This window comes from Escherichia sp. WS1368 (genome assembly GCF_046487485.1).
Taxonomy (GTDB): domain Bacteria; phylum Pseudomonadota; class Gammaproteobacteria; order Enterobacterales; family Enterobacteriaceae; genus Escherichia; species Escherichia coli.
Genome location: NZ_JBJQJI010000001.1, coordinates 704,023 through 729,355, shown reverse-complemented (window position 1 = coordinate 729,355; position 25,333 = coordinate 704,023). Strand labels below are relative to the sequence as shown.

At 49.9% G+C, this 25,333-nt stretch carries 28 protein-coding genes, 3 tRNA genes and 1 riboswitch; of the genes, 20 read left to right on the top strand and 11 right to left on the bottom strand.

Annotated elements, in window-relative coordinates; genetic code table 11:
• Positions 1-15: 15 nt before the first annotated feature.
• A tRNA-Asn gene (locus ACJHYD_RS03515) sits at positions 16-91 on the bottom strand.
• A 100-nt stretch (positions 92-191) separates the two neighbouring features.
• Entirely contained in the window at positions 192-1,679 is a 1,488-nt protein-coding gene (gene yeeO / locus ACJHYD_RS03510) for a toxic metabolite efflux MATE transporter YeeO (RefSeq protein WP_001578546.1), read from the bottom strand.
• Between the two features lie 160 nt (positions 1,680-1,839).
• Between yeeO and ACJHYD_RS03505 the strand changes: the two genes are divergently transcribed.
• Positions 1,840-1,915, top strand: a tRNA-Asn gene (locus tag ACJHYD_RS03505).
• Positions 1,916-1,952: 37 nt separating this feature from the next.
• Here ACJHYD_RS03505 and cbl read toward each other — a convergent pair.
• Both cbl and nac read right to left on the bottom strand, forming a co-directional pair.
• Positions 1,953-2,903: an HTH-type transcriptional regulator Cbl gene (gene cbl / locus ACJHYD_RS03500; RefSeq protein WP_001011028.1), complete on the bottom strand. Its 951-nt coding sequence runs from the start codon at positions 2,901-2,903 to the stop codon at positions 1,953-1,955.
• A gap of 101 nt (positions 2,904-3,004) precedes the next feature.
• Positions 3,005-3,922, bottom strand: a complete 918-nt coding sequence (gene nac / locus ACJHYD_RS03495; protein ID WP_001578547.1) for a nitrogen assimilation transcriptional regulator NAC — start codon at positions 3,920-3,922, stop codon at positions 3,005-3,007.
• Positions 3,923-4,247: 325 nt separating this feature from the next.
• On the opposite strand from nac, the gene ACJHYD_RS03490 reads away from it, so the two are divergent.
• Positions 4,248-4,323: transfer RNA gene (locus ACJHYD_RS03490), tRNA-Asn, on the top strand.
• Between the two features lie 55 nt (positions 4,324-4,378).
• Here the strand turns inward: ACJHYD_RS03490 and ldtA are convergent.
• The 7 genes from ldtA to pduF all read right to left on the bottom strand — a co-directional run bounded on the left by ldtA (position 4,379) and on the right by pduF (position 10,734).
• Positions 4,379-5,314: a L,D-transpeptidase gene (ldtA, locus tag ACJHYD_RS03485; RefSeq protein WP_072264946.1), complete on the bottom strand. Its 936-nt coding sequence runs from the start codon at positions 5,312-5,314 to the stop codon at positions 4,379-4,381.
• A 61-nt stretch (positions 5,315-5,375) separates the two neighbouring features.
• Entirely contained in the window at positions 5,376-6,455 is a 1,080-nt protein-coding gene (gene cobT, locus ACJHYD_RS03480) for a nicotinate-nucleotide--dimethylbenzimidazole phosphoribosyltransferase (protein WP_001193776.1), read from the bottom strand.
• A gap of 11 nt (positions 6,456-6,466) precedes the next feature.
• Positions 6,467-7,210, bottom strand: a complete 744-nt coding sequence (gene cobS, locus ACJHYD_RS03475) for an adenosylcobinamide-GDP ribazoletransferase (RefSeq protein WP_001308745.1) — start codon at positions 7,208-7,210, stop codon at positions 6,467-6,469.
• Positions 7,207-7,752, bottom strand: coding sequence for a bifunctional adenosylcobinamide kinase/adenosylcobinamide-phosphate guanylyltransferase (gene cobU / locus ACJHYD_RS03470; protein WP_024230231.1), 546 nt, complete (start codon positions 7,750-7,752; stop codon positions 7,207-7,209). Before cobU ends, cobS begins: the two co-directional genes overlap by 4 nt.
• A 133-nt stretch (positions 7,753-7,885) precedes the next feature.
• A complete protein-coding gene (locus tag ACJHYD_RS03465) occupies positions 7,886-8,323 on the bottom strand; it encodes a hypothetical protein (protein WP_024230230.1) in 438 nt (145 codons plus the stop codon).
• Positions 8,324-8,540: 217 nt separating this feature from the next.
• Positions 8,541-8,716, bottom strand: a riboswitch (cobalamin riboswitch).
• 91 nt (positions 8,717-8,807) lie between these two features.
• A complete protein-coding gene (gene pocR / locus ACJHYD_RS03460) occupies positions 8,808-9,722 on the bottom strand; it encodes a transcriptional regulator PocR (protein WP_032352495.1) in 915 nt (304 codons plus the stop codon).
• 202 nt (positions 9,723-9,924) lie between these two features.
• Complete coding sequence (gene pduF, locus ACJHYD_RS03455; RefSeq protein WP_410228809.1) at positions 9,925-10,734, bottom strand: propanediol diffusion facilitator PduF; 810 nt, start codon at positions 10,732-10,734, stop codon at positions 9,925-9,927.
• A gap of 511 nt (positions 10,735-11,245) precedes the next feature.
• On the opposite strand from pduF, the gene pduA reads away from it, so the two are divergent.
• Genes pduA through pduU form a run of 18 tightly spaced genes read left to right on the top strand, consistent with a single transcriptional unit; the run spans position 11,246 to position 25,329 of the window.
• Positions 11,246-11,530 carry a propanediol utilization microcompartment protein PduA gene (pduA, locus tag ACJHYD_RS03450; protein WP_001183614.1) on the top strand — a complete coding sequence of 95 codons (285 nt, stop codon included), beginning with the start codon at positions 11,246-11,248 and terminating at the stop codon, positions 11,528-11,530.
• Positions 11,527-12,339: a propanediol utilization microcompartment protein PduB gene (gene pduB / locus ACJHYD_RS03445; RefSeq protein WP_000097475.1), complete on the top strand. Its 813-nt coding sequence runs from the start codon at positions 11,527-11,529 to the stop codon at positions 12,337-12,339. The genes pduA and pduB overlap by 4 nt, the downstream gene beginning before the upstream one ends.
• Positions 12,340-12,357: 18 nt before the next feature.
• Positions 12,358-14,022, top strand: coding sequence for a propanediol dehydratase large subunit PduC (gene pduC / locus ACJHYD_RS03440; RefSeq protein ID WP_001256906.1), 1,665 nt, complete (start codon positions 12,358-12,360; stop codon positions 14,020-14,022).
• A 9-nt stretch (positions 14,023-14,031) separates the two neighbouring features.
• Complete coding sequence (locus ACJHYD_RS03435) at positions 14,032-14,700, top strand: propanediol/glycerol family dehydratase medium subunit (protein WP_033547214.1); 669 nt, start codon at positions 14,032-14,034, stop codon at positions 14,698-14,700.
• A 14-nt stretch (positions 14,701-14,714) separates the two neighbouring features.
• Positions 14,715-15,233, top strand: a complete 519-nt coding sequence (gene pduE, locus ACJHYD_RS03430) for a propanediol dehydratase small subunit PduE (RefSeq protein ID WP_001090584.1) — start codon at positions 14,715-14,717, stop codon at positions 15,231-15,233.
• Positions 15,234-15,242: 9 nt separating this feature from the next.
• Complete coding sequence (locus ACJHYD_RS03425) at positions 15,243-17,075, top strand: diol dehydratase reactivase subunit alpha (RefSeq protein ID WP_033547216.1); 1,833 nt, start codon at positions 15,243-15,245, stop codon at positions 17,073-17,075.
• Positions 17,065-17,415, top strand: coding sequence for a glycerol dehydratase reactivase beta/small subunit family protein (locus ACJHYD_RS03420; protein ID WP_024230226.1), 351 nt, complete (start codon positions 17,065-17,067; stop codon positions 17,413-17,415). Before ACJHYD_RS03425 ends, ACJHYD_RS03420 begins: the two co-directional genes overlap by 11 nt.
• 19 nt (positions 17,416-17,434) lie before the next feature.
• Positions 17,435-17,710, top strand: a complete 276-nt coding sequence (gene pduJ / locus ACJHYD_RS03415; RefSeq protein WP_001057752.1) for a propanediol utilization microcompartment protein PduJ — start codon at positions 17,435-17,437, stop codon at positions 17,708-17,710.
• Positions 17,707-18,156, top strand: a complete 450-nt coding sequence (locus tag ACJHYD_RS03410) for a BMC domain-containing protein (RefSeq protein WP_369761030.1) — start codon at positions 17,707-17,709, stop codon at positions 18,154-18,156. The genes pduJ and ACJHYD_RS03410 overlap by 4 nt, the downstream gene beginning before the upstream one ends.
• Before the next feature lie 2 nt (positions 18,157-18,158).
• Positions 18,159-18,791, top strand: a complete 633-nt coding sequence (locus tag ACJHYD_RS03405; RefSeq protein ID WP_000361043.1) for a phosphate propanoyltransferase — start codon at positions 18,159-18,161, stop codon at positions 18,789-18,791.
• Positions 18,788-19,279, top strand: a complete 492-nt coding sequence (gene pduM, locus ACJHYD_RS03400; protein ID WP_001578560.1) for a microcompartment protein PduM — start codon at positions 18,788-18,790, stop codon at positions 19,277-19,279. The genes ACJHYD_RS03405 and pduM overlap by 4 nt, the downstream gene beginning before the upstream one ends.
• Positions 19,280-19,282: 3 nt before the next feature.
• On the top strand, positions 19,283-19,558 hold the full coding sequence (gene pduN / locus ACJHYD_RS03395) for a propanediol utilization microcompartment protein PduN (protein ID WP_000549827.1): 276 nt from the start codon (positions 19,283-19,285) through the stop codon (positions 19,556-19,558).
• Between the two features lie 11 nt (positions 19,559-19,569).
• The gene (pduO, locus tag ACJHYD_RS03390) at positions 19,570-20,577 is read left to right on the top strand and encodes a two-domain cob(I)yrinic acid a,c-diamide adenosyltransferase PduO (RefSeq protein ID WP_001578561.1); all 1,008 of its coding nucleotides are present in this window, start codon (positions 19,570-19,572) and stop codon (positions 20,575-20,577) included.
• Positions 20,574-21,959: a CoA-acylating propionaldehyde dehydrogenase PduP gene (gene pduP, locus ACJHYD_RS03385; RefSeq protein ID WP_001065561.1), complete on the top strand. Its 1,386-nt coding sequence runs from the start codon at positions 20,574-20,576 to the stop codon at positions 21,957-21,959. The genes pduO and pduP overlap by 4 nt, the downstream gene beginning before the upstream one ends.
• A gap of 10 nt (positions 21,960-21,969) precedes the next feature.
• The gene (locus ACJHYD_RS03380; RefSeq protein ID WP_001590282.1) at positions 21,970-23,082 is read left to right on the top strand and encodes a 1-propanol dehydrogenase PduQ; all 1,113 of its coding nucleotides are present in this window, start codon (positions 21,970-21,972) and stop codon (positions 23,080-23,082) included.
• Entirely contained in the window at positions 23,079-24,422 is a 1,344-nt protein-coding gene (locus ACJHYD_RS03375; protein ID WP_001578564.1) for a 4Fe-4S dicluster domain-containing protein, read from the top strand. The genes ACJHYD_RS03380 and ACJHYD_RS03375 overlap by 4 nt, the downstream gene beginning before the upstream one ends.
• A 2-nt stretch (positions 24,423-24,424) precedes the next feature.
• Positions 24,425-24,979, top strand: a complete 555-nt coding sequence (gene pduT, locus ACJHYD_RS03370) for a propanediol utilization microcompartment protein PduT (protein WP_001578565.1) — start codon at positions 24,425-24,427, stop codon at positions 24,977-24,979.
• Complete coding sequence (gene pduU, locus ACJHYD_RS03365) at positions 24,979-25,329, top strand: propanediol utilization microcompartment protein PduU (protein ID WP_000211397.1); 351 nt, start codon at positions 24,979-24,981, stop codon at positions 25,327-25,329. The genes pduT and pduU overlap by 1 nt, the downstream gene beginning before the upstream one ends.
• The last annotated feature ends 4 nt before the right edge of the window (positions 25,330-25,333 follow it).

The window sequence follows — 25,333 nt, the reverse complement described above, 5'->3', positions numbered from 1 at the left end:
ATGAAAACTTGAATTTGGCTCCTCTGACTGGACTCGAACCAGTGACATACGGATTAACAGTCCGCCGTTCTACCGACTGAACTACAGAGGAATCGTGAGAACGAGGCGAATATTAGCGATGCCCATCCACAATGTCAAAGCCTGTTTTTTAAATTTGAAATCGTTTGCTGAAATAATCTGCACTTTGTCGTTTATTCCGACACAATTGGCTTTTTTTCACACTTTTGCGGCTCAGATCGAGGATATTTCCACAGCCAACGTCCAGTAACCATTCGCCAGTAAAACAGCACGGCCCGCACAGCCCAGTCGGCAAACATTCCCATCCAGACACCAACCACACCCCAGCCAAGCATGATTCCCAGCACATAACCGACTACAACCCGGCAACCCCACATGCTCAACATAGAAACCCACATGGCGTAACGTGCATCGCGAGCACCCTTAAATCCAGCGGGTAGCACCCATGAGGCAGACCAAATAGGCATAAATAAAGCATTTAGCCAAATCAGAATCACAACGACATGTTTAACCTGTGGATCCTGGGTGTAAAACGATGCCATAACCCCGGCAAAGGGAGCCGTTAGCCAGGCGATGGCCGTTAATCCAAGAGTGGACAGCCAGAACACATGACGCAACTGAATCTCTGCTTGCGCTATCTGCCCTACTCCCAACCTTCGGCCTGTAATGATCGTAGAAGCAGAGCCGAGCGCACTTCCGGGTAAGTTGATAAGAGCCGCAATTGAAAACGCGATAAAATTTCCGGCAATAACACTGGTCCCCATCCCGGCAACGAACATTTGGGTTAATAACCGACCACTGGTAAATAATACTGATTCGACACTTGCTGGAATACCAATCCCCATGACTTCCCAGATAATGCTAAAATTCAGCGGTTTAAAATAGCTCTTTAACGAAATCCTTAGCGCAGGATTAAAACCAATCGCCAGCACCCACAAAATTGCAACTGCGCCAATATAACGAGAAATGGTTAACCCCAACCCAGCCCCGACAAATCCCAGTCCCGGCCAGGAGAAAAGGCCGTAAATCAATATGCCGCTAATAATAATATTAAGAATATTCAGGCTACCGTTAATCAGTAGCGGTATTTTCGTATTCCCTGCACCACGAAGTGCCCCGCTACCAATCAAAGTGATGGCAGCTGCTGGATAACTAAGTACCGTCAGCTCCAGATAAGTCAACGCCAGTGCTTTAACTTCTGTCGTGGCATCACCCGCAACGAAATCAATAATTTGTTCGCCAAAATGATGAATAAGCGTTGCCAACAGCACGGCAAACAACGTCATGATCACCAATGACTGCCGCGTCGCCACCCTCGCTCGTCGTCGATCCCGCTTACCGAGACTAAATGCCACAACGACAGTGGTACCAAGATCGATAGCCGCAAAAAATGCCATAATGACCATATTGAAGCTGTCCGCCAATCCCACGCCGGCCATCGCATCTTTTCCCAGCCAGCTGACCAGAAAAGTGCTCAGGACACCCATCAACAGGACACAGGCGTTCTCCATGAAGATAGGAACAGCAAGCGGGGTTATCTCGCGCCAGAACAACACTTTGTAACTCTTGCGTTTGGCGTGCCAGCGAGTGCCGTGAACAACCTGGCGTAAAGCAGAGGAGATATTCAAAGCCGACCTTAATTGCAGAAAGTGAAACCACATTTCAAATGATGAGGGAGAATTAGCAAAGCTGCAAAGATTTTCGCCAACAAATTGTCTGCAAATGCAACAAACTGTTGATAGAAACGGCAAACAGTTGGGAAATTTAAAAATCGGGTTTGACAAAAGATTTTTCGCCGTTAAGATGTGCCTCAACAGCGATTCCTCTGTAGTTCAGTCGGTAGAACGGCGGACTGTTAATCCGTATGTCACTGGTTCGAGTCCAGTCAGAGGAGCCAAATTTCTGAAAAGCCCGCTTTTATAGCGGGCTTTTTGCTATATCTGATAATCAATTTCCTCTTCACTGTTTTCCATCACCTGGCGCTTGATATCCTCAACTGACAGTCCTGCATTACAAAGTTCCAGAAAGCGCCAGACATAGTTACGTTGAAGTTGCCCTCGCTTCAGTCCCAACCATACAGTATTGGCATCGAAAAGATGCCGCGTATCCAGACGGATTAAATTCTCTTCCTCTTGTTCGCCGCTGGATTGTTCGGCAACTAATCCAATCCCCAGCCCAAGAGCAACATAGGTTTTAATGACATCAGAATCCTGCGCACTTAATACAATATCTGCCAGCAAACCTTTGCGGACAAATGCGTCATCAATACGTGAGCGCCCCGTAATCCCCTGTCGGTAAGTAATTAACGGCCACTTCGCTATTGATTCCAGCGTCAACGGTGTAATTTGCGTCAAGGGATGATCGAGTGGAACAAGCAAACTATGGTGCCAACGAAACCACGGGAAGGCGACGAGCTGGGGGTCATTACTCAAACGCTCGCTGGCGATACCAATATCAGCTTCGCCATTTTGCAACAACGTCGCAATTTCCTGTGGTGTACCCTGGATTAGCTCCAGCCGAACCTCAGGGAAAAGTTCGCGAAAAGCTTTAATGACCTCAGGCAAGCTATAACGTGCCTGAGTATGCGTCGTTGCAATAGTGAGAACGCCAGACGTATCGTTGGTAAACAGGTCTGCAAGCCGACGAACATTACTGGCTTCATTAAGAATGCGTTCTGCAATGACCAGTAATGCTTTGCCCGGTTCAGTCATGCCCAGCAGTCGCTTACCTCGTCGAACAAATATTTCGATGCCAAGTTCATCCTCCAGTTCCCGAATGTGACGGCTGACGCCTGACTGTGAGGTAAAAAGCATATTCGCAACCTCTGTCAGGTTGTAATCCTGACGTGCAGCCTCGCGGATTATCTTTAGTTGTTGGAAATTCACGGTAAACTCCGGGCAGTTCAGATATCCCGTTATTGTTAAAGTCTAATGCCCGGCATAACAAATAATAAAAACCCGCATCTTATTCCATCCCGATATAACGCTTAGCTCACCAATTGCCACTGCCTTTTTTCCATCACTGGAGAACTCATCACTGACATTAACAACTCTTTCACTGCCTGTGCCTGTGGCGATAAGTTCGCTCTGGCGGGTAAATTTAATGACAAAGAGAGACTCATGGAAGGAGTGGTAATGCGTGACATCCAACCATTTACTGCGCCACATAACGAACGCGCGGCCGATTCGGGTAATACTGCAACGCCCATGCCGCTAGCAATCGCTGCGGTAAGCGTGGCAATAGACTCAATTTCACCAATGACTTTTGCCGTGAGTCGCCGTAGGGAAAAAGCCTCATCAACACGAAGTCTAATAGCACTGTAATCACTGGGGAGAAAGAGGTTCATTTGCGCAATAGCATTAACATCAACGCTTTGCCCCGGGCAATCTTGAGTTCCTACCAGGAAAAGATCTTCTTTCAGCAAAGCCTGGCTGGATACACCAGCCACAGGGGAATGCTCATAAATCACCGCCATATCGAGTTGATGATTTATCAGTTTTTCGTTAAGTACTGCACCGCTATTTTCATGAAGATAGATAACGACCTCCGGGAATTCAGCGCGAACCGCCTGTAATAAGGGCATGGTGATGGATGACGCAGCGGTTCCTGGCGCAAAGCCAATCGAGACTTGCCCCGATAATGCCTGACCAACGTTATGCACCGCCAGTTGGGCCTGCTCACACTGACGTAAAATGACCCGCGCATGGGTATAGAGAATTTTTCCGGCGTCAGTTGGCGTAACGCCCCGTTTTGTGCGAATCAAAAGTTGTTGATTTAACTCACCTTCCAGTGTGGCAACCTGCTGACTGAGCGCTGGTTGTGCGATATGCAATACTTCAGCAGCCTGGGTCAGGCTACCAATATCTACAATTTTTACGAAGTATTTCAGGCGTCTGAAGTTCATGTTGCCTCCGGTTTTTAAGAATCGGCCCAAGTGCCGCCATTACTTACAACCAGATTGCAAGATGCTTGCCAGTTTTATTTTGGCGTTGATGTACAAGCTAAGCAACTGTCAAATAAGAGATTATGATAGGTTCGTCATTGGCTCTTTTTATCAGCTGTCGCGTTCCCCTGCCCTATAAAAGGAGGGTATGCACCACGATGGTTCATTACCAATAAGATTGAAAGCTCACCACTTTGTTGAAATTGACAGCAAACAAACAAAAAAATGCATTTCACCCTTTGACATCACCATGTACTGCCATTAATATGCGCCCCGTTCACACGATTCCTCTGTAGTTCAGTCGGTAGAACGGCGGACTGTTAATCCGTATGTCACTGGTTCGAGTCCAGTCAGAGGAGCCAAATTCAAAAAAGCCTGCTTTTTAGCAGGCTTTTTGCTTTCTAATTACCAACGCTCTTAAAACATCTGTCTTGAACCAGAACTAATTTGCACAGGCATTCCCGATCGACGTTGCAACGCAGCATTTGCGCGATTTACATCAACTTCTTGCCCGTTGATAAACGCCCGCAAAGATGGAGTTACCGGCAATGGCACTTTTCGGTCAGACTCATATTCTGCACGATTGCGCGACAGCGGCTCATGAACTTCCAGCCACTTTGATCCATCCGGTTCCGTTGTGTATTTCACTGGCTGATCAATAATTTGTACACGAGTACCTACAGGAACATTATCAAACAGATATTTGATATCGTCATTGCGCAGACGAATACAGCCCTGACTTACCCGGAGCCCAATACCAAAATTGGCATTGGTACCGTGGATGGCATATAGCCTGCCAATATAAATCGCGTACAGCCCCATGGGATTATCGGGCCCCGCAGGAACAAATGCAGGCAAACTCTCCCCTCGTTTCGCATATTCGCGCCGGGTGTTCGGCGTTGGCGTCCAGGTTGGTGCTTCTTGTTTACGTTCAACGGTAGTCACCCAGTTACGCGGGGTTTCTCGCCCAGCCTGGCCGATACCAATAGGAAAGACTTCCACAGTATTACTGTCTGGTGGGTAGTAATAAAGACGCATCTCAGCGACGTTAACCACAATCCCTTTACGAACAGTGGCGGGCAAAATCAGTTGCTGCGGAATGGTGAGTTGCGAACCTGACTTCGGCAAAAAAACATCAGCGCCCGGGTTCGCTTCAAGCATGTTACTTAACCCTTGCCCGTATTGTGCGGCAAAAGTCTCCAGCGGCTGGGTATTGTGATCAGGAACAGTTACAGTAAACGACTGCCCCACTAAACGGCTACCCTCTGGAGGTAATGGATAAGTTACCGCCAGGCTAGTATGGCTGGCAAAAAGTAGAGCAAATGAGCAAAAAATATTTACACGACGCATCATGTCCCTTTCCTAAGTCGCGAAAGCTATCGGTTAAGTATAGCTTTTATCAGACTTTTCGTTTTTAACTGTTCAAATCAGAAGTCGTATTCCCCGGTAGAACAATATTACTGGCAGCAAGTTCGCCCATGTTGTTGTATATCGCACAAGCAGCTTCGATGATGGGCATCGCCAGAGCTGCGCCACTCCCCTCACCTAAACGCATCTCCATATTGAGATAAGGCTCCAGCCCCAAATGCGACAGCGCTATACGCGCCCCTTTTTCTGCCGACAGGTGAGAAGGAATGAGATACGGTTTGATTGCAGGAGACATCTGGCAGGCTGCGAGCGCAGCAGCATAAGAAAGAAATCCATCCAGCAACACCGGTAAACCGCAGGACGCAGCGCCTAACATCACGCCAGCCATTCCGACCAAATCAAATCCACCCACTTTTGCAAGGACATCAACGCCATCCTGCGGATTTGGTTGATTCAACATAATCGCCCGTCGCACAACATCAATTTTATTAACCAGTTTATCTGTCGGCAGGTTTGCGCCAATCCCAACCACTTCTTCAGGATCCCGGCCAGTGATTGTGCTGACTATTGCCGCTGCCGGTGTCGTGTTTGCCATCCCCAGTTCACCTACACCAAACAGCGTGACACCGTTTTTTGCCAGCTCCCGCGTATAACATATGACGTCCAAAAGCAACTTTTCAGCCTGACGGCGACTCATTGCCGGAGCTGAAGCAATATTGCCGCTACCTCGTGCGACACGCATGTTGATAAGCCCGGGGATAGGCTCAGCAGTATCAATACCAACATCAATTACGTGGACGTTAGCGCCCGCTTGTGCTGCCAGCACACACACGCCGGTTGTTCCGCGGGTCATATTTTCAGCCTGAATGGCTGTCACTTCTTTTGGGGAAATAGCGACCCCTTCCTCCCAGACGCCGTGATCGGCACACATAACCAGTACCGCTTTTTTGCCCACATGCGGTATGCCATTCAACCCCGGCATTCCCGCCAGTTGTATGGCAAGCGCCTCCAGCCTTCCCAGGCTACCAACAGGTTTGAGTAACCCGTCGATATGCCGTTGTGCACGCGACATAGCGGCAGGATCGATGGCAGGGATCGTATTCAGTAAATCGGCAAGTGTTTGCATGTCACGTCTCTTTATAGCAGTGCCAGCAGGAAGACCAGTTCACCAAGCTCTATGGCTGCTCCCAGCGTATCGCCGGTTTGCCCGCCCAGCGTACGTTTGAGAAGCTGACCGAGGATGAAAATCGCCACCATCGTCACCACCATAGCAGCCACACCATGCATACCTGGCAATAATACAGCAGCAAAAATAGCGGCTAAACCGAGTGTGACGCAGGTTTGTCGCCCATCAATTTTGCCAATGAACACATTGCCAAGCCCTTCTTCCCGGGCATAACGATGACGATACATCAATAATGCGGCAGTCCCGCGGCTGACCGCGCATGCTGCCGCCAGCGATGCAAGGATCGGTTCGCCACGCAAAGCCAACTCGCTTAACACCAAAATCTTTGCCAGTACAACAAAAATCAATGCCAGACCGCCGTGGGTGCCTAAACGGCTATCACGCATGATTTCCAACATGCGATCGCGGCTACGTGCAGAAAATACGCCATCACAGGTATCGGCGAGGCCGTCCAGGTGGAATCCCCCGGTCATCAGCGCCAGCACCAGCACGCTAAACAGTGCCGCCAGTGGTACGCCAAACCATGCCTGCAACGCCATGAAGACCAGCCCGCTAATCGCGCCAAGCAATAAACCAATTAAAGGAAAAGTAATAATACCGCGAGAATAATGCTCGAAATCCAATCCCTGAGACCAGCGACGCGGTACAGGCAGACGCGTAATAAATGAGAGCATCGCCCAAAATAATTTACTCATTTGATTTTTACTCCAATACCCGAAACCACCAGCCACACTTCATTTGCCGCAGCGGCCAGTTGCTGATTTACCCGCCCGGCAATATCACGAAAATGTCGTGCCAGACGACTCTCCGGCACAATCCCCATTCCCACTTCGTTAGTCACTAATACAACCTTTGCGGGGCAACGTTGACAGGCAGCAATCAACGACTGAATCTCAGCATTAATCGCCTGTTCCATCGCCTGATAATCCCATTCATCAGGGTCTTTATCGCCGCCATAATCAAACAACAGATTAGTCACCATTGTGGTAACGCATTCCAGCAACACAGCTTCATGCGGGTTAATGTCTGCATGAATTAATTTATCAAGATGTTGCCAGCGCTCCACCGTGCGCCAGTGCGCCGGGCGGCCTTGCCGATGATGTTCTATCCGTGCAGCCATCTCATCATCAAGGATTTGCGAGGTGGCGATATACAGAACCTGTGAAGAGTCCCCAATAAGCGCCTCTGCGTGGCGACTCTTCCCGCTCCGTGCGCCCCCCGTCACCAAAATCATCATACCGACTCCTGATTCAATTGTATGATGGTATTCATTGAACAGAACAATGGATCCCCCACCGTTGCTGACCGCAAAACATTTACGCGATTAATACTGCGCGTAATATAATTAAAAATCCAGCATTCTCAATCCATTACGAAAGAAGATGGCATTGCGGAATAGCCAGACTTCCTCGTGTTAACGTCCGACAAAATGCGTCATTGACAGCGGTTTCTCTGGCATGACAGATTTCATTCAGATAATGGATTAATGCTACAGCCCCACCAGCCGGACCATTCAGCAAACGGGCATTGTGTTCTGTAATCAAAATTACCGTCGTTCCCTCAGAATGAGCGAGCCATTCTGGTACGGATATCTCGCTTTCAGCTGCTATCAATAGCAGCACTGAATAATCGCTATACGCATCTGATAACGATTGCACAGGCCCACCGTCAAGAGGCTGGAAATCTTGCTGCCAGTCCTCACCAACAAAACAAGTTATTGGCAATATTTCAGCCAAATGTTTCGCCAGATCCACATCTCCAGATAAGAGGCAAAAAAGAGCTATCGATTCGGGTTTTATCGTTTTCATGCCTCTCGCCCTCCACTTAGTTTCCTGTAATGGCGGTCTGGTTGATGAGCCATGAAACAAGATTGCCACACCTTAAGTGCAGCCCTGGTGCCTGTCGGCACTGCGATGAAAGAACTAAATGATGCCGCCATACCCTGATCCTTTCAGGGTGGTAGGGGTATAAAGACGCGCCGGTACTCTACCGGACGCTTCCGGGCAACCCACTTCCCACCGAAGTTGTTGGTATTGACTGACTGGCTGGTCTTCTGGCTTAGCGTCATCCTCTCCCGACCTTCCCAATCTCGCGATCAGTGGCATTTTCGGGTTTGTCAGCATTACAGCAGCGGGGGCTGCGAGGGATTTTCACCCTCTTCCCAGGCACAAATGTGCCACACCTGTCAGCGTATGTTATGAGCTGATTTCACTTTTCCCATAACAGGTAAATAACGTTAATTATTCATTGCAGAGTTTATTTAAACCGTCCTCTTTTTTTGGGGCATTTACTCTATACCGTTTCCATCGCCGCATTATCACTCACTTGCTGTCGATACACCTGCGGCGTAACCTGATAAGTCTGACGGAAAACTTTGCAAAAATAACTGGTTTGCGAAAAACCTAAATTACGCGCAATGCTGGCGATGCTCCAGTCACTATGGCACAGTAACTCACGAGCGCTGGCCATCCGTTGTTGGTTTACCCACGCATTAAAACCGATTCCATGGTATTTCTTAAATAACTTGCTGAAATAATAAGGGCTTAGATAAACGTGCGAGGCGACATCTTCCAGACGCAAATCGTCTGATAAATGCGCATCAATATAGCGTAAAGCTTTTTTCATTTTATTGTCGTGGGGATTAGGCGCACGAGTCTGGCGCACCGAATCTGACTGAGATTTGTTCTCTTTAATAACCACAAAATTGAGTTGTTTTTTGAGGCAATTTTCCACAATCAACTTCAACAAATCAGCAGAGGCCATAACTCTTGAGTAATCCATCTCAGGAACTTTGCGGAATTCATTAAGTAATTCGGGATCTGCCTGCCAGCAATCATCGACATTCAGAATATCGACCAAATCGACATCATCATTACGCAGACGAACTTGCCCGCACAATACAAAACCGACTAAATGCCCGGCGATTACCAGTGGAATAGAGAAATCGGTTAATCCGGCATGACAGCGATAAATACAAGGCTGATCGGATTTAGAGGCTTCCAGGCCCCCACAACGATCGCTCATGCGACATCGAGTGCTTAGCTGAGGGTGTTGCCGCATCATCTGACAAAATGGAGTGAAGTTAAACAGCTCGGAAATTTCATCGCCGTGAATATTGACCACGACAACCGCAAGGCTGGTCGCCTGCGCAAAATCCTGCGCGATTTTATTAATGAGTTCTGAATTAAGTGTCGCCGCAGAAATCATGATAAAACCTCCCAGTTAATTTATTGTTATAGCAAAACAATTGTTTTACATTTAATCTTCACATCATCCCTGATGATTTACTTACGAGAAGCACAAAGGACAATAACAAAAGCCTCCGTGAATCGGGAGACTTTTTAATAAGTTCGGAAAGCAGATCACAAACAGTAAAAAAATAAACGTTTATAACTGCCAGATTATTTCGTTATTCGCTAATTTCTTTAGGCGTTACACTATTGACAGGTAAATTCTTTGCAATGAGATAGCGATAAATCGCCGCACCAACACATGCGCCAATGATCGGTGCAATAATGGGTACAATGAAATAAGGAAAATTGCGTCCACCAGTCATCGCAATTTCCCCCCAACCCGCAAGCCAGGTGAAAACTTTAGGTCCAAAATCACGCGCTGGATTCATGGCAAAACCGGTTAATGGTCCGGTAGAAGCACCAATAACAGCAACCAGAATACCAATAAGTAAAGGCGCAAGCGGTCCTTTGGGTACGCCATTACCGTCATCGGTCAACGCCATAATCAACCCCATTAACATGGACGTTATGACCACTTCGACCAACGCAGCTTGCCATACATTAATCGCCGCTGCCGGATAAGTACTGAAGATACTGGCGAGTTGTAAACTTTCTGCACTACCACGCACCATATTGTGAGCAGATTCAAAATCGGTAAACAAACTGCTGTAGAGAGAATATGCCAGAACCGCACCACCAAAGGCACCCGCTAATTGCGCCACACAAAATGGCAGCACTTTACGGGCTGGGAAAGAGGCAAACAGCCACAGAGCAATGGTAACTGCCGGGTTGAGATGAGCGCCGGAAATACCTGCCGTAAGGTAAACAGCAAGCGAAATCCCTAACCCCCAAATGATACAAATTTCCCACAGTCCCAGACTTGCCCCGGCAAGTTTCAGGGCGCACAAACAACCAATGCCAAAAAAGAGGAACAGTCCGGTGCCTAAAAACTCGGCAACGCATTGCGCCTTGAGTGAATCATTCATAGTGACACCTTCTTTACGGAGTTTTTCTTTATCAGCCAACTATGCGCTGATTGTTGTGTATACCGAGCGCAACTATAAAAAATTGCTCTGCAGAAAATATTGCTAACATGCATGACAGACTCGTGTAAAAATCGTGCTAACATAACAAATTATTGTCATTGCCGAAGCATGCAACACAGCGTTAATCAGTGTTGAAAGTAATAATTACCGCCAAACTTTTATAATAAAAAATTGCCATCATGACATAATAAAATTGAAACAAATATCACAGTTCCTTCCTCGAACAAAACCCCACAAAATATTACTCGCGATTAAACTCACTAGCCAACGCAATTAATTCACATTGAAATATCCACAAAACAACTAATAAATTAACAACATATAGTTCATAAAAGCAATTTTATAATATTTGTTCTCTATTAATTTTTCTGATTAGCCGATTAAGTCAGCCATTCTTTTTCCTCGCTTTTTTTTATAGTCATATCGTCAAAAAAATCCAGGCGAGGTCTTTATGCAACAAGAAGCGTTAGGAATGGTAGAAACCAAAGGCTTAACTGCCGCCATAGAGGCCGCAGACGCCATGGTGAAGTCGGCAAATGTTTTGCTGGTCGGCTACGAAAAAATAGGTTCCGGGCTGGTTACCGTCATCGTTCGTGGTGATGTCGGGGCGGTAAAAGCGGCAACAGACGCGGGTGCCGCAGCTGCGCGTAACGTCGGCGAAGTAAAAGCCGTACACGTTATTCCCCGCCCACATACCGATGTCGAAAAAATCTTACCAAAGGGAATTAACCCATGAGCAGCAATGAACTGGTCGAACAGATCATGGCGCAGGTCATCGCTCGCGTAGCGACGCCAGCGCATAAGGTTCTCCCGAAAACCACTCATCAAATACGAGAGACGGCTATGGCAGAAAAAAGCTGCACGTTAACAGAATTTGTTGGCACCGCTATTGGCGACACTGTAGGTCTGGTCATTGCGAACGTTGATAGCGCCCTGTTGGACGCGATGAAACTTGAAAAACGCTATCGTTCCATTGGCATTCTGGGGGCTCGTATTGGCGCAGGGCCACACATTATGGCCGCTGATGAAGCGGTAAAAGCCACCAACACTGAAGTTATTAGCATTGAACTTCCTCGCGATACTAAAGGCGGTGCCGGACACGGCTCATTGATCCTCTTAGGTGGCAACGATGTTTCCGACGTGAAACGCGGTATTGAAGTTGCCCTGAAAGAACTCGATCGGACCTTTGGTGATGTCTATGCCAACGAAGCCGGGCATCTTGAACTGCAATACACCGCCCGCGCCAGCTATGCACTGGAAAAAGCGTTTGGCGCTCCACTGGGACGGGCTTGCGGCGTTATTGTCGGCGCTCCGGCTGCGGTGGGTGTTCTGATGGCCGACACCGCGCTGAAGTCCGCCAATGTGGATGTCGTGGCATACAGCTCCCCCGCTCAAGGCACCAGCTACAGCAACGAAGTCATTCTGATTATCTCGGGTGACTCCGGCGCAGTCCGCCAGGCGGTCATCTCCGCACGCGAAATCGGTAAAACCGTGCTTTCGACTCTCGGCGATACACCGAAAAACGATCGCCCTTCCTACATCTGAATTCTCTGAGGCAGATTTATGAGATCGAAAAGATTTGAAGCACTGGCAAAACGCCCGGTCAACCAGGACGGTTTCGTTAAAGAGTGGATTGAAGAAGGCTTCATTGCGATGGAAAGCCCGAACGATCCTAAACCGTCAATCAAAATTGTTAACGGCGTCGTTACCGAACTGGATGGAAAACCCGCCAATCAGTTTGACCTGATCGACCACTTTATCGCCCGCTACGGCATCAATCTCGCGCGCGCCGAAGAAGTCATCGCGATGGATTCGGTAAAACTTGCCAATATGTTGTGCGATCCAAATGTCAAACGTAGCGATATCGTTCCCCTTACCACAGCAATGACGCCTGCAAAAATCGTCGAAGTGGTTTCGCAGATGAACGTGGTAGAGATGATGATGGCGATGCAGAAAATGCGCGCCCGTCGAACACCATCACAACAGGCTCACGTCACCAACGTTAAAGATAACCCGGTACAAATTGCCGCCGACGCAGCTGAAGGCGCATGGCGCGGGTTTGATGAACAGGAAACCACCGTTGCCGTTGCTCGCTATGCCCCGTTCAACGCCATCGCCCTGCTGGTCGGCTCACAGGTGGGACGTCCGGGCGTCTTGACCCAGTGTTCACTGGAAGAAGCCACCGAACTGAAACTCGGTATGTTAGGCCACACCTGTTACGCCGAAACAATTTCTGTCTATGGTACAGAACCTGTTTTCACCGATGGCGATGACACCCCGTGGTCAAAAGGATTTCTCGCGTCATCCTATGCGTCTCGCGGCTTAAAAATGCGCTTTACTTCCGGCTCCGGCTCTGAAGTACAGATGGGTTACGCGGAAGGCAAATCAATGCTTTATCTCGAGGCTCGTTGCATTTACATCACCAAAGCCGCAGGCGTTCAGGGCCTGCAGAATGGTTCGGTAAGCTGCATCGGTGTTCCATCAGCTGTGCCATCAGGCATCCGCGCAGTATTAGCGGAAAACTTAATTTGCTCATCGCTGGATCTGGAATGCGCCTCCAGTAATGACCAGACCTTTACCCACTCGGATATGCGCCGTACCGCACGTTTCCTGATGCAGTTTCTGCCAGGTACCGACTTTATCTCTTCCGGTTTTTCCGCTGTGCCGAACTACGACAACATGTTTGCTGGTTCAAACGAAGATGCTGAAGACTTCGATGATTACAACGTCATTCAGCGTGACCTGAAGGTTGATGGCGGCCTGCGACCAGTACGCGAAGAAGATGTTATCGCTATCCGCAATAAAGCCGCTCGCGCTTTACAGGCTGTCTTTGCCGGTATGGGACTACCGCCTATTACCGATGAAGAAGTCGAAGCGGCAACCTATGCCCACGGTTCAAAAGATATGCCTGAGCGCAATATTGTGGAAGACATCAAGTTCGCCCAGGAGATTATCAATAAAAACCGGAACAGCCTGGAAGTGGTGAAAGCCCTGGCGCAAGGCGGTTTTACCGATGTCGCCCAGGACATGCTCAACATGCAAAAAGCAAAACTGACCGGCGATTATCTCCATACCTCAGCCATCATCGTCGATGACGGACAAGTGCTCTCTGCGGTCAATGACGTCAATGATTACGCCGGACCGGCTACAGGTTACCGCCTGCAAGGGGAACGCTGGGAAGAGATCAAAAATATTCCCGGTGCACTTGATCCCAACGAAATTGACTAAGGGTGAGAAATGGAAATTAACGAAAAATTACTGCGTCAGATTATCGAAGACGTGCTGGCAGAAATGCAAACCAGCGACAAGTCCGTTTCATTTCGCGCACCTGCCTGTGCAACTGTCTCTTCCGCGCCAGATACCGGAACTTTTCTGGCCGAAATTGGCGAAGCCCAACAAGGCACTCAGCAAGATGAAGTCATTATTGCTGTAGGCCCGGCGTTCGGCCTGGCGCAAACCGTCAATATCATTGGTATTCCGCATAAAAACATCTTGCGCGAAGTGATTGCCGGTATCGAAGAAGAAGGCATTAAAGCCCGTGTGATTCGCTGCTTTAAATCGTCCGATGTCGCATTCGTAGCAGTCGAAGGCGATCGTCTTAGTGGTTCAGGTATTGCTATCGGTATTCAGTCGAAAGGTACAACGGTTATCCACCAGCAAGGTCTTCCTCCCTTATCTAACCTGGAACTTTTCCCACAAGCGCCTTTGTTGACGCTGGATACTTATCGTCAGATTGGCAAAAACGCCGCGCGTTATGCGAAGCGTGAGTCTCCACAACCAGTGCCGACCCTCAACGATCAAATGGCGCGGCCGAAATACCAGGCCAAATCTGCCATTTTGCATATTAAAGAGACGAAGTACGTGGTCACCGGCAAAAAACCGCAAGAACTGCGCGTGACGTTTTAACAAAGGAAACCTTCATGAATACCGATGCAATTGAGTCGATGGTCAGGGACGTGTTGAACCGCATGAACAGTTTACAGGATGCAGCTCCTGTTTCTGCGGTCCCCAACGCGTCAATACAGAGCGCCAAAGTGACGGATTACCCGCTGGCAAATAAACATCCGGAATGGGTTAAAACGGCGACCAATAAAACGCTCGACGATTTCACTCTGGAAAATGTACTCAGCGATAACGTCACCGCCCAGGATATGCGTATAACCCCTGAAACATTGCGTATTCAGGCCGCGATTGCCAGAGATGCTGGTCGCGATCGCCTGGCGATGAATTTTGAACGCGCCGCTGAGCTTACCTCAGTACCGGATGATCGCATCCTCGAAATCTACAATGCGTTACGCCCTTATCGTTCGACTAAGCAAGAGCTTATTGCCATTGCTGACGATCTTGAACGGCGTTATCAGGCCAAAATTTGTGCTGCATTTGTCCGTGAAGCTGCGGAACTTTATGTCGAGCGCAAAAAACTGAAAGGCGACGATTAAGGACGAACTATGCGATATATAGCAGGCATTGATATCGGCAACTCATCAACAGAGGTTGCGCTGGCAACGCTCAGTGCAACTGGAGAGTTGTCGTTCGTGAGTAGCGCCCTGGCGGAAACCACCGGAATTAAAGGTACGTTGCGTAACGTCCATGGTATTCAGGAGGCGCTCGCACAGGCAACGAAAAAAGTCGGCATCAATGTTAGCGATATTTCGCTTATTCGTATCAACGAAGCAACTCCGGTTATTGGTGATGTGGCGATGGAAACCATCACTGAAACTATCATCACCGAATCAACCATGATCGGTCACAACCCGAAAACTCCGGGCGGAGTGGGGCTGGGCGTAGGGCTCACCATCACTCCGCAAGAGTTATTAACACGTCCGGCGGACACACCTTACATCCTGGTGGTGTCATCGGCATTTGATTTTGCCGATATCGCGACGATGATAAACGCCTCCGTACGCGCCGGATATCAGCTGACTGGCGTTATTCTGCAACGCGACGATGGCGTACTGGTCAATAACCGCCTGGAAATTCCTTTACCTATTGTGGATGAAGTCCTCTACATCGATCGTATTCCGCTCGGCATGCTGGCTGCAATTGAAGTTGCCGTTCCCGGGAAAGTTATCGAAACCCTGTCTAACCCGTATGGGATTGCCACCGTTTTCGCCCTCAATGCTGAAGAGACTAAAAATATTGTTCCTGTCGCGCAAGCGCTAATCGGCAACCGTTCAGCAGTGGTAGTGAAAACGCCTTCTGGCGACGTTAAAGCCCGTTCGATACCCGCCGGAAATATCGAACTGCTTTCTGCCGGGCGCACAACGCGCGTTGATGTAGCTGCTGGTGCCGATGCCATTATGAAAGCGGTCGGTGAGTGCCCAAAACTGGAAAACGTGACGGGAGAACCAGGCACCAACATCGGCGGAATGCTGGAACATGTTCGCCAGACCATGGCGGAACTGACCAACAAACCCAGCAACGAAATTTTTATTCAGGATTTGCTGGCGATAGATACCTCTGTCCCCGTCAGCGTAACCGGCGGTCTGGCAGGTGAATTTTCACTGGAACAGGCTGTGGGTATTGCCTCTATGGTGAAATCCGACCGTCTGCAAATGGCAATGATCGCCAGTGAAATTAAGCAAAAACTGCATGTTGATGTTCAGGTCGGAGGCGCAGAAGCAGAAGCCGCCATTCAGGGGGCCTTGACTACCCCTGGAACCACACGTCCACTGGCAATTCTGGACTTAGGTGCAGGCTCTACCGATGCCTCCATCATCAATCAGAAAGGGGAAATCGTTGCCACTCACCTTGCGGGAGCGGGCGACATGGTAACGATGATTATCGCTCGTGAGCTGGGCTTAAATGATCGTTATCTGGCAGAAGAAATCAAAAAGTACCCGTTGGCAAAAGTAGAAAGCCTGTTCCACTTACGCCATGAAGACGGCAGCGTTCAGTTCTTCCCTACTCCCCTATCCCCCCATGTATTTGCCCGCGTCTGTGTAGTGAAACCCGACGAACTGGTGCCTATTCCCGGTAATTTGACGCTGGAAAAAGTACGCGCTGTTCGCCGCAGTGCGAAAGAGCGTGTCTTCGTAACCAATGCCCTGCGCGCGCTACGTCAGGTAAGCCCTGCCGGAAATATTCGCGATATTCCGTTCGTCGTTCTGGTGGGCGGTTCTTCGCTGGATTTCGAAGTACCGCAGTTAGTCACCGATGCATTGGCGCATTATCGATTGGTCGCCGGACGGGGGAATATCCGTGGTAGCGAAGGTCCGCGCAGCGCGGTAGCTACTGGGCTACTCATCGCCTGGCACAAGGAGTCGATTCATGGAAAGTAAAGAGCGTGCACCAGCCATCGTCGTCATGGAGATCGGTAACTGCATCACTATATGGGATGAGGTGCTTCTTGGCATTGAAGAGGAAGGTATTCCCTTTCGCATTCAACACATTCCGTCAGGTGAAGTTATCGATAGCGCCTGGCTGGCTGCTCGTCAATCTCCCCTGTTGGTTGGCATTGCCTGCGATCAGGAAAAACTAATTGTGCATTACAAAAACTTACCGGCATCAGCGCCACTGTTTACGCTGATGTATCAACAAGATAACCATGCCCGGCGCAGCATTGGCTCTAACGCTGCCCGCCTGGTAAAAGGGATTCCCTTCCGGGAACTCCACTCATAATCCACAGGAGAAATGCAGTATGAACAACGCACTAGGACTGGTTGAAACAAAAGGGTTAGTTGGCGCAATTGAAGCTGCAGATGCCATGGTTAAATCCGCCAACGTGCAACTGGTTGGCTATGAAAAGATTGGTTCGGGTCTGATTACGGTGATGGTCCGCGGTGATGTTGGTGCAGTAAAGGCCGCCGTGGATGCGGGGAGCGCTGCGGCAAGCGCAGTTGGCGAAGTGAAATCCTGCCATGTCATCCCGCGCCCACACAGTGATGTTGAGGCTATTTTACCTAAATCGGCATAACCCCATTTGCTAAGGAGCACAGCGTGAAGCAATCACTGGGATTACTTGAAGTCAGTGGTCTGGCTCTCGCCATCAGTTGCGCAGACGCTATGGCAAAAGCCGCGTCCATCACGCTGGTTGGCCTTGAGAAGACCAATGGCTCAGGCTGGACGCTCATCAAAATCACCGGTGACGTCGCCTCGGTTAATGCGGCGATCGCGACGGGAGCCAGTTTCGCCGGACAGCGAAATGGCCTTGTCGCACACAAAGTGATTGCCCGCCCGGGAGACGGCATTCTGCCCCACACAACTGAAGCATTGACCGTGACGGTTGAAACAAGCAAAACACCAGCAACAACCGTCACCTCAGAGATTATCAGTTGTAATTTGTGTCTTGACCCGGCATGTCAGCGGCAAAAAGGTGAGCCCCGCTCACTTTGCCTGTACGCCAATAAGCGAGGGGAGTAGCAGTGGATAAACAAACCCTGCAGGAAACAGTGAGCCAGATTCTGGATGAGATGCGCGAGCGCCCTATCCCACTGGGCGTTTCCAGTCGCCATATTCATCTTTCAACAGCGGATTATTTGCGTCTTTTTCCTGAACAACCGATTAGCGAGAAAAAGCCGTTAATGCAACCTGGCCAATTCGCTGCTGAACAGGTTGTTACGCTGGAGGGACCAAAAGGCAAATTGCACAACGTTCGCTTGTTGGGGCCGCTACGCAATGCAAGCCAGGTGGAAATTTCCCGGACGGACGCCAGAACGTTAGGGATCACCGCCCCGCTACGCATGTCAGGCGATCTCAGCGGCACTCCGGGGATTCGTTTGATAAGCCCATTTGCGGAACTGGAGATCACATCTGGCGTCATTGTCGCGCAACGGCATATTCATATGTCTCCGCTGGATGCCCTGATTTATGGCGTTACGCATGGCGATAAAGTGGCGGTTGCCATTGAAGGTGATGAGCGAGGACTGATATTCGAAAACGTCGCTGTTCGCGTCTCTCCGGATATGCGTCTTGAAATGCATATTGATACCGATGAGGCCAACGCCGCAGGCGCTGATAGCCCTGACGTTTTTGCCACACTGGTGTCAGTGCCATGAATAACATGCTGATGCAACGTATTGTTGACGAGGTGGTTTTTCGCCTTAAACAACGTGCGGGAAAAACACTCGTGCTGACTGTTTTTCAACTGCGAGACGCCAGCGTTCAAGAGAGCGTTCATCAGTATGCGTCATTACAAATCCGATATGTCGATCTGCCGCTGCTGCGACAACTTGCGGAGAACGAAACGTCAGATCGAGCAGCAATCCAGATACACGAAGCGTTAGCCTGGGGAATGCACATTCAATTGTCGTTGCAGCGTCATTTCCTGAACGCCATTGAATTGAAGACTCTCGCCCGTCTACCGCTAAGCTGGTGCGACGAACAAGGGCAACCGATCTACCTTCATCGTGATCGACTTTTAAGTTATGCCGATATCGCACAGTTAAGCTCGGGAATACTGGTGTTACAGCGGAAATGTTGTGTGACCGCACTGGCTCGTGAAGCGGCAATTACCCGAAATATTCAGTTAATCAGGCAGGAGTAACCTATGCATCTGGCTCGAGTCACTGGCGCGGTAGTATCCACGCAAAAATCACCATCTCTGATCGGGAAAAAACTGCTGCTGGTTCGCCGGGTCAGTGCTGACGGCGAACTGCCTCTCACGCCATTAACCGGCGACGAAGTTGCCGTTGATTCAGTCGGCGCAGGCGTTGGTGAGTTGGTACTCCTCAGCAGTGGTTCCAGCGCCAGACATGTGTTTTCCGGCCCTAACGAGGCCATCGACCTGGCAGTGGTCGGCATTGTCGATACGCTTTCGCGCTAAGGAGCTGAAAGATGGCAATTTATACCCGAACAGGTGATTCAGGAAGTACGTCTTTATTTACCGGACAGCGCGTCAGCAAAACTCATCTACGTGTCGAAACCTATGGCACGCTGGATGAACTGAACGCGACACTCAGTCTGTGTTATTGCGCCACCGCCATCGAAAGCCATCGCATCTTACTGGAAGCCATTCAACAACAGATATTTTGGTTTAGCGCCGAACTTGCCAGTGAAAGCGAACAGCCGTCAGCGCAGCTGCGTTACATCGGTACGGAAGAAATTGCCGCGCTGGAAAACGCGATCGATAGCGCAATGAACGCCGTCCCCCCAGTTCACAGCTTCATTCTGCCTGGGCGATGTGAAGCTGCAAGCCGTATGCATTTCGCCCGCACGGTGGCTCGACGTGCTGAAAGACGTCTGGTTGAACTGACAACGGAAATCACCGTCCGGAATGTTTTGCTGCACTATATCAACCGACTTTCCGATTGCCTGTATGCCCTCGCCCGCGTGGAAGACAACGTCGCTCATCAAAACCTGATAATTCAGGAAATCACAAAACGTTATCACAAAGCCAACCACACACCAGCATTGAAGGAACGCACAATGCCGCTCACTTTTCAGGATCTTCACCAGCTCATTCGTAGTGCGGCAATGCGCGCGGATGAACTGCATATTCCCGTTGTCATCAGCATTGTTGATGCCAACGGAACAGAAAGTGTTACCTGGCGGATGCCTGATGCCCTGTTGGTCAGCAGTGAACTGGCACCGAAAAAAGCCTGGACTGCCGTGGCGATGAAAACGGCAACCCACAAACTTGCTGATACCGTGCAACCCGGCGCGCCGCTTTACGGGCTCGAAAGCCATATGCAAGGCAAAGTCGTCACCTTTGGTGGCGGCTTCCCCCTCTGGCGTGACGGAATATTGCTCGGGGGGCTTGGCATCAGCGGTGGTAGCGTTGAACAAGATATGGATATTGCCCAAAGCGCAATGGCGGCAATTAACGTGGGAGTAAACCAATGAATAACTCTGAATTAGAAACACTGATCCGCAATATTCTGCGTGAGCAGCTTGCCCCCGCTACGCAACGAATGCAAAGAAACGCTATTTTCCAGACTGTTGATGAAGCGGTCTGCGCAGCACACCAGGCCTTTTTACGCTTTCAACAGTGCCCGCTTAAAACCCGTAGCGCCATTATCAGCGCCATTCGCGAAGAATTAATACCCCGCCTGACCGAACTGGCAGAAGAAAGCGCCAAAGAAACGGGGATGGGAAATAAAGAAGATAAGTACCTAAAAAACAAAGCGGCACTTGATAACACGCCAGGAATTGAAGATTTAACCACCACTGCACTAACCGGTGATGGTGGCATGGTTTTGTTTGAATACTCCCCGTTTGGGGTTATTGGCTCGGTCACGCCAAGCACCAACCCCACGGAAACCATCATTAACAACAGCATCAGCATGCTGGCAGCAGGTAATAGCGTCTACTTCAGTCCACACCCGGGAGCCAAATACGTTTCGTTAAAACTGATTACCACAATCGAAGACATCGCGTTTCGTTGTAGTGGCATTCATAACCTGATCGTTACCGTATCTGAACCGACCTTTGCTGCAACCGAACAGATGATGGCGCACCCTAAAATCAGCGTTCTGGCGATTACCGGCGGTCCGGGGATCGTCGCCATGGGAATGAAAAGTGGCAAGAAAGTGATTGGTGCCGGAGCGGGTAACCCTCCGTGCATCGTCGATGAAACGGCGGATATTGTGAAAGCCGCCGAGGACATCATCAACGGCGCTTCATTTGATTACAACCTGCCGTGTATTGCTGAAAAAAGCCTGATTGTCGTGGCATCAGTGGCAGATTATTTAATTCAGCAGATGCAAAGTTTTGGCGCGCTTCTTCTTAACTATGAGCAAACGGAGAAATTGCGTGCAATTTGCCTGCCAGACGGTAGCGCCAACAAAAAACTGGTTGGGAAAAGCCCATCAGCCTTGCTGGAAGCGGCAGGCCTCCCTTTGCCCGCAAAAGCGCCGCGCCTACTGATTGCTGTTGTCGACGCCAATGATAGTTGGGTTACTTGTGAACAACTGATGCCAATGCTGCCCATTGTGAAGGTCAACGATTTTGATAGCGCTCTCACCCTGGCGCTGAAAGTGGAAGACGGCTTGCACCACACGGCAATTATGCACTCGCAGAACGTCTCACGGCTCAACCTTGCCGCACGCGTTATGCAAACCTCAATCTTTGTCAAAAACGGCCCCTCCTGGGCGGGTATTGGCGTCGGCGGCGAAGGCTTTACGACCTTTACCATTGCAACACCGACCGGAGAAGGGACAACGTCAGCACGGACTTTTGCCCGCTCACGACGCTGCGTGTTAACCAGCGGCTTTTCAATTCGCTAGAGAAACGGAAATGAATACTTTTTCACTGCAGACGCGTTTATACAGCGGACCGGGAAGTCTCAAGGTACTTAGCCGTTTCTCTCATAAACACATCTGGATTATTTGCGACGTCTTTCTGGCACGCTCACCACTCATTAACACGTTGCATCAGGCGCTGCCCGACAGTAATCGTCTTAGTATTTTTAGCGAAATAACGCCCGACCCAACTATCCAGACCGTGGTGAAAGGCATTGCGCAAATGCAGACTTTACGCCCGGATGTGGTTATCGGTTTTGGCGGCGGTTCTGCCCTGGACGCCGCAAAAGCGATTGTCTGGTTCGGTCGCCAGTGTGGCATTGAAATTGAAACCTGCGTAGCCATTCCTACCACCAGCGGTACCGGTTCCGAAGTGACCAGTGCTTGTGTCATCAGCGATCCTGAGAAAGGGATTAAATATCCCCTTTTCGATAATGCACTTTATCCGGATATCGCGATCCTTGATCCATCTCTGATCGTCAGCGTGCCACCGGCGATAACGGCCAATACCGGGATGGATGTTTTAACCCATGCGCTTGAAGCTTATGTTTCTCCCCGCGCCAGCGACTTCACGGATGCACTGGTCGAAAAAGCCGTGCAAATTGTTTTTCAATACCTGCCCACTGCAGTGAAGAAAGGCGATTGTCTCGCCACCCGTGGCAAAATGCATAATGCATCGACACTTGCAGGAATGGCCTTTAGCCAGGCTGGACTGGGATTAAACCATGCAATTGCTCATCAACTCGGCGGACAGTTTCATCTGCCACACGGCCTGGCGAATGCGCTCCTGCTCACGGCGGTTATCCGCTTTAATGCTGGCGATCCGCGCGCTGCCAAACGCTACGCCCGGCTGGCGAAAACGTGCCATTTATGCCCGGACAACGCCAATGACACCGCCAGCCTGAATATACTTATTCAACATATTGAACAGCTTAAAACAACCTGTAAGCTACCGACTCTTACCAATGTGCTGAAAGAAAAAAAAGCAGAATGGTCAATACGCATACCAGATATGGTTCAGGCGGCACTGGCGGATGCAACGTTGCGTACCAACCCGCGTACGGCTGATGCCACCGCTATTGCAGAACTGCTCGAGGAGTTGTTATGAACGTCGAGTTAACCTCCTGCGACGACCAGACCATCCGCGAGCGAGTACAGGCAGCTGGTGTCGTGGGTGCTGGCGGCGCAGGTTTCCCAACCCATATTAAGCTACAAGCGCGTGTTGACACGTTCCTGGTGAATGCGGCGGAATGCGAACCAATGTTGAAAGTGGATCAACAGTTAATGGCGCAGCAAGCCAGCCGCCTGCTTCGCGGTGTTCACTATGCGATGAAAGCCACCGGGGCCAGTAGCGGAATCATCGCGCTGAAAGAGAAATATCAACGGGCAATAAACGCACTCACACCACTGTTACCACCGGATATCCGCCTGCATATTTTGCCCGACGTTTACCCCGCAGGAGACGAAGTGCTGACCATCTGGATGGCAACTGGTCGCCGTGTTCCACCCGCTGCATTACCCGTTAACGTCGGTGTGGTGGTCAATAATGTTCAAACCGTACTTAATATTGCCAGAGCCGTCGAGCAACAGTATCCAGTGACGCGCCGCACACTCACCGTTAATGGTGCAGTGGCGAAACCAATAACGGTAACCGTCCCCATCGGCATGTCTTTACGTGAAGTCCTGGCGCTGGCGGGCGGCGCAACAGTGGATGCTCCTGGTTTTATCAATGGCGGGCCGATGATGGGAAGTTTGATCACATCGCTCGACACACCAGTCAGCAAAACCACTGGCGGCTTGCTGGTTTTACCCAACTCTCATTCACTGATCCAACGTCGAATGCAGAATGACCGCAGCGTACTTGCCGTCGCGAAAACTGTTTGTGAGCAATGCCGCTTGTGTACCGATCTCTGCCCACGTCATTTAATCGGTCACGAACTGGCACCCCATTTATTAGTACGTGCGGTTAACTACCAACAGCTCGCTACGCCACAACTGTTACTGACGGCGCTCACCTGTTCGGAGTGCAACGTCTGCGCCAGCGTCGCCTGTCCGGTAGGAATTTCACCAATGCGCATAAACCGCCTGCTTAAGCAAGAATTACGCGCACAAAATCTCCGTTACGAAGGTACCTTAAATCCTGCAGATCCCATGGCAAATTATCGACTGATTCCCGTAAAACGGCTGGTAACCAGACTTGGCTTAACCCCGTGGTATCAGGATGCGCCATTGTCTGAACAGGTGCCTCAGACCGAAAAAGTGACGTTATTGTTACGCCAGCACATCGGTGCCAGCGCAATTGCGTGTGTACAAAAAGGCGATCGCGTCGTTCATGGGCAATGTGTAGGTCAAATTCCACACGGCACATTAGGTGCCCCCATTCATGCCAGTATTGATGGCATGGTCAGCGATGTGACAGAAAACGCGATTACGCTTGTGAGAGGTTAACGATGTCGAAAGCGGTAGGTATTTTAGAACTTAGCAGTATCGCGAAAGGGATGGAAACCGGCGACGCCATGCTGAAAAGCGCCAACGTTGAGTTACTGGTCAGCAAAACGCTATGCCCCGGAAAATTTCTGCTGATGCTCGGTGGCGATGTGGGCGCGGTGCAACAGGCCATCAACAGCGGTGCTTCCCTTGCTGGTGAAATGCTGGTCGACAGTCTTGTCCTGCCGAATATTCATCCCAGCCTCCTTTCTGCAACCAGCGGACTGAACCAAGTTGAACAGCACCGGGCTGTCGGCGTAGTCGAAACCTGGAGTGTCGCCGCCTGCATTGACGCTGCCGATTGTGCTGTCAAAGCTGCGAATGTCATTCTTGTTCGCGTGCATATGGCTTTTGGCATTGGCGGTAAATGCTACATGGTGGTTGCTGGCGATATTTCAGATGTTAATAACGCGGTCTCTGTCGCCAGCGAGCGTGCGGGAGAAAAAGGTTTGTTGGTCTATCGGTCGGTGATTGCCCGTCCACATGAAGCCATGTGGCGTCAGATGGTGGAGGGATAATGACAACTCAGCACACAACTGAACGGATGATTCAGGAATATGTCCCTGGTAAGCAGGTCACGCTGGCACATGTCATCGCCAATCCAGGGAAGGATCTGTTTAAGAAATTGGGTTTACCAGACACCGTTTCTGCTATTGGCATTCTGACAATTACCCCCAGCGAAGCATCTATCATCGCATGTGATATCGCCACAAAATCAGGCGCTGTAGAGATCGGTTTTCTTGATCGTTTTACCGGTGCCGTAGTGCTGACTGGTGATGTTTCTGCCATTGAATATGCACTTAGCCAGGTTACCCGTACGCTGGGTGAAATGATGCGCTTTACCGCCTGCCCCATTACGCGGACCTGACGTT

Bases quoted from the DNA above. Each gene is read 5' to 3' on its own strand.
- pduA (WP_001183614.1), top strand. From the start codon at position 11,246: ATGCAACAAGAAGCGTTAGGAATGGTAGAAACCAAAGGCTTAACTGCC.
- cobT (WP_001193776.1), bottom strand. From the start codon at position 6,455: ATGCAAACACTTGCCGATTTACTGAATACGATCCCTGCCATCGATCCT.
- pduB (WP_000097475.1), top strand. From the start codon at position 11,527: ATGAGCAGCAATGAACTGGTCGAACAGATCATGGCGCAGGTCATCGCT.
- pduF (WP_410228809.1), bottom strand. From the start codon at position 10,734: ATGAATGATTCACTCAAGGCGCAATGCGTTGCCGAGTTTTTAGGCACC.
- ACJHYD_RS03375 (WP_001578564.1), top strand. From the start codon at position 23,079: ATGAACGTCGAGTTAACCTCCTGCGACGACCAGACCATCCGCGAGCGA.
- pocR (WP_032352495.1), bottom strand. From the start codon at position 9,722: ATGATTTCTGCGGCGACACTTAATTCAGAACTCATTAATAAAATCGCG.
- pduE (WP_001090584.1), top strand. From the start codon at position 14,715: ATGAATACCGATGCAATTGAGTCGATGGTCAGGGACGTGTTGAACCGC.
- ldtA (WP_072264946.1), bottom strand. From the start codon at position 5,314: ATGATGCGTCGTGTAAATATTTTTTGCTCATTTGCTCTACTTTTTGCC.
- pduM (WP_001578560.1), top strand. From the start codon at position 18,788: ATGAATAACATGCTGATGCAACGTATTGTTGACGAGGTGGTTTTTCGC.
- pduP (WP_001065561.1), top strand. From the start codon at position 20,574: ATGAATAACTCTGAATTAGAAACACTGATCCGCAATATTCTGCGTGAG.
- ACJHYD_RS03380 (WP_001590282.1), top strand. From the start codon at position 21,970: ATGAATACTTTTTCACTGCAGACGCGTTTATACAGCGGACCGGGAAGT.
- ACJHYD_RS03465 (WP_024230230.1), bottom strand. From the start codon at position 8,323: ATGAAAACGATAAAACCCGAATCGATAGCTCTTTTTTGCCTCTTATCT.
- ACJHYD_RS03420 (WP_024230226.1), top strand. From the start codon at position 17,065: ATGGAAAGTAAAGAGCGTGCACCAGCCATCGTCGTCATGGAGATCGGT.
- cobU (WP_024230231.1), bottom strand. From the start codon at position 7,752: ATGATGATTTTGGTGACGGGGGGCGCACGGAGCGGGAAGAGTCGCCAC.
- pduN (WP_000549827.1), top strand. From the start codon at position 19,283: ATGCATCTGGCTCGAGTCACTGGCGCGGTAGTATCCACGCAAAAATCA.
- cobS (WP_001308745.1), bottom strand. From the start codon at position 7,210: ATGAGTAAATTATTTTGGGCGATGCTCTCATTTATTACGCGTCTGCCT.
- pduO (WP_001578561.1), top strand. From the start codon at position 19,570: ATGGCAATTTATACCCGAACAGGTGATTCAGGAAGTACGTCTTTATTT.
- pduJ (WP_001057752.1), top strand. From the start codon at position 17,435: ATGAACAACGCACTAGGACTGGTTGAAACAAAAGGGTTAGTTGGCGCA.
- yeeO (WP_001578546.1), bottom strand. From the start codon at position 1,679: ATGTGGTTTCACTTTCTGCAATTAAGGTCGGCTTTGAATATCTCCTCT.
- pduU (WP_000211397.1), top strand. From the start codon at position 24,979: ATGACAACTCAGCACACAACTGAACGGATGATTCAGGAATATGTCCCT.
- pduT (WP_001578565.1), top strand. From the start codon at position 24,425: ATGTCGAAAGCGGTAGGTATTTTAGAACTTAGCAGTATCGCGAAAGGG.
- ACJHYD_RS03435 (WP_033547214.1), top strand. From the start codon at position 14,032: ATGGAAATTAACGAAAAATTACTGCGTCAGATTATCGAAGACGTGCTG.
- ACJHYD_RS03425 (WP_033547216.1), top strand. From the start codon at position 15,243: ATGCGATATATAGCAGGCATTGATATCGGCAACTCATCAACAGAGGTT.
- nac (WP_001578547.1), bottom strand. From the start codon at position 3,922: ATGAACTTCAGACGCCTGAAATACTTCGTAAAAATTGTAGATATTGGT.
- pduC (WP_001256906.1), top strand. From the start codon at position 12,358: ATGAGATCGAAAAGATTTGAAGCACTGGCAAAACGCCCGGTCAACCAG.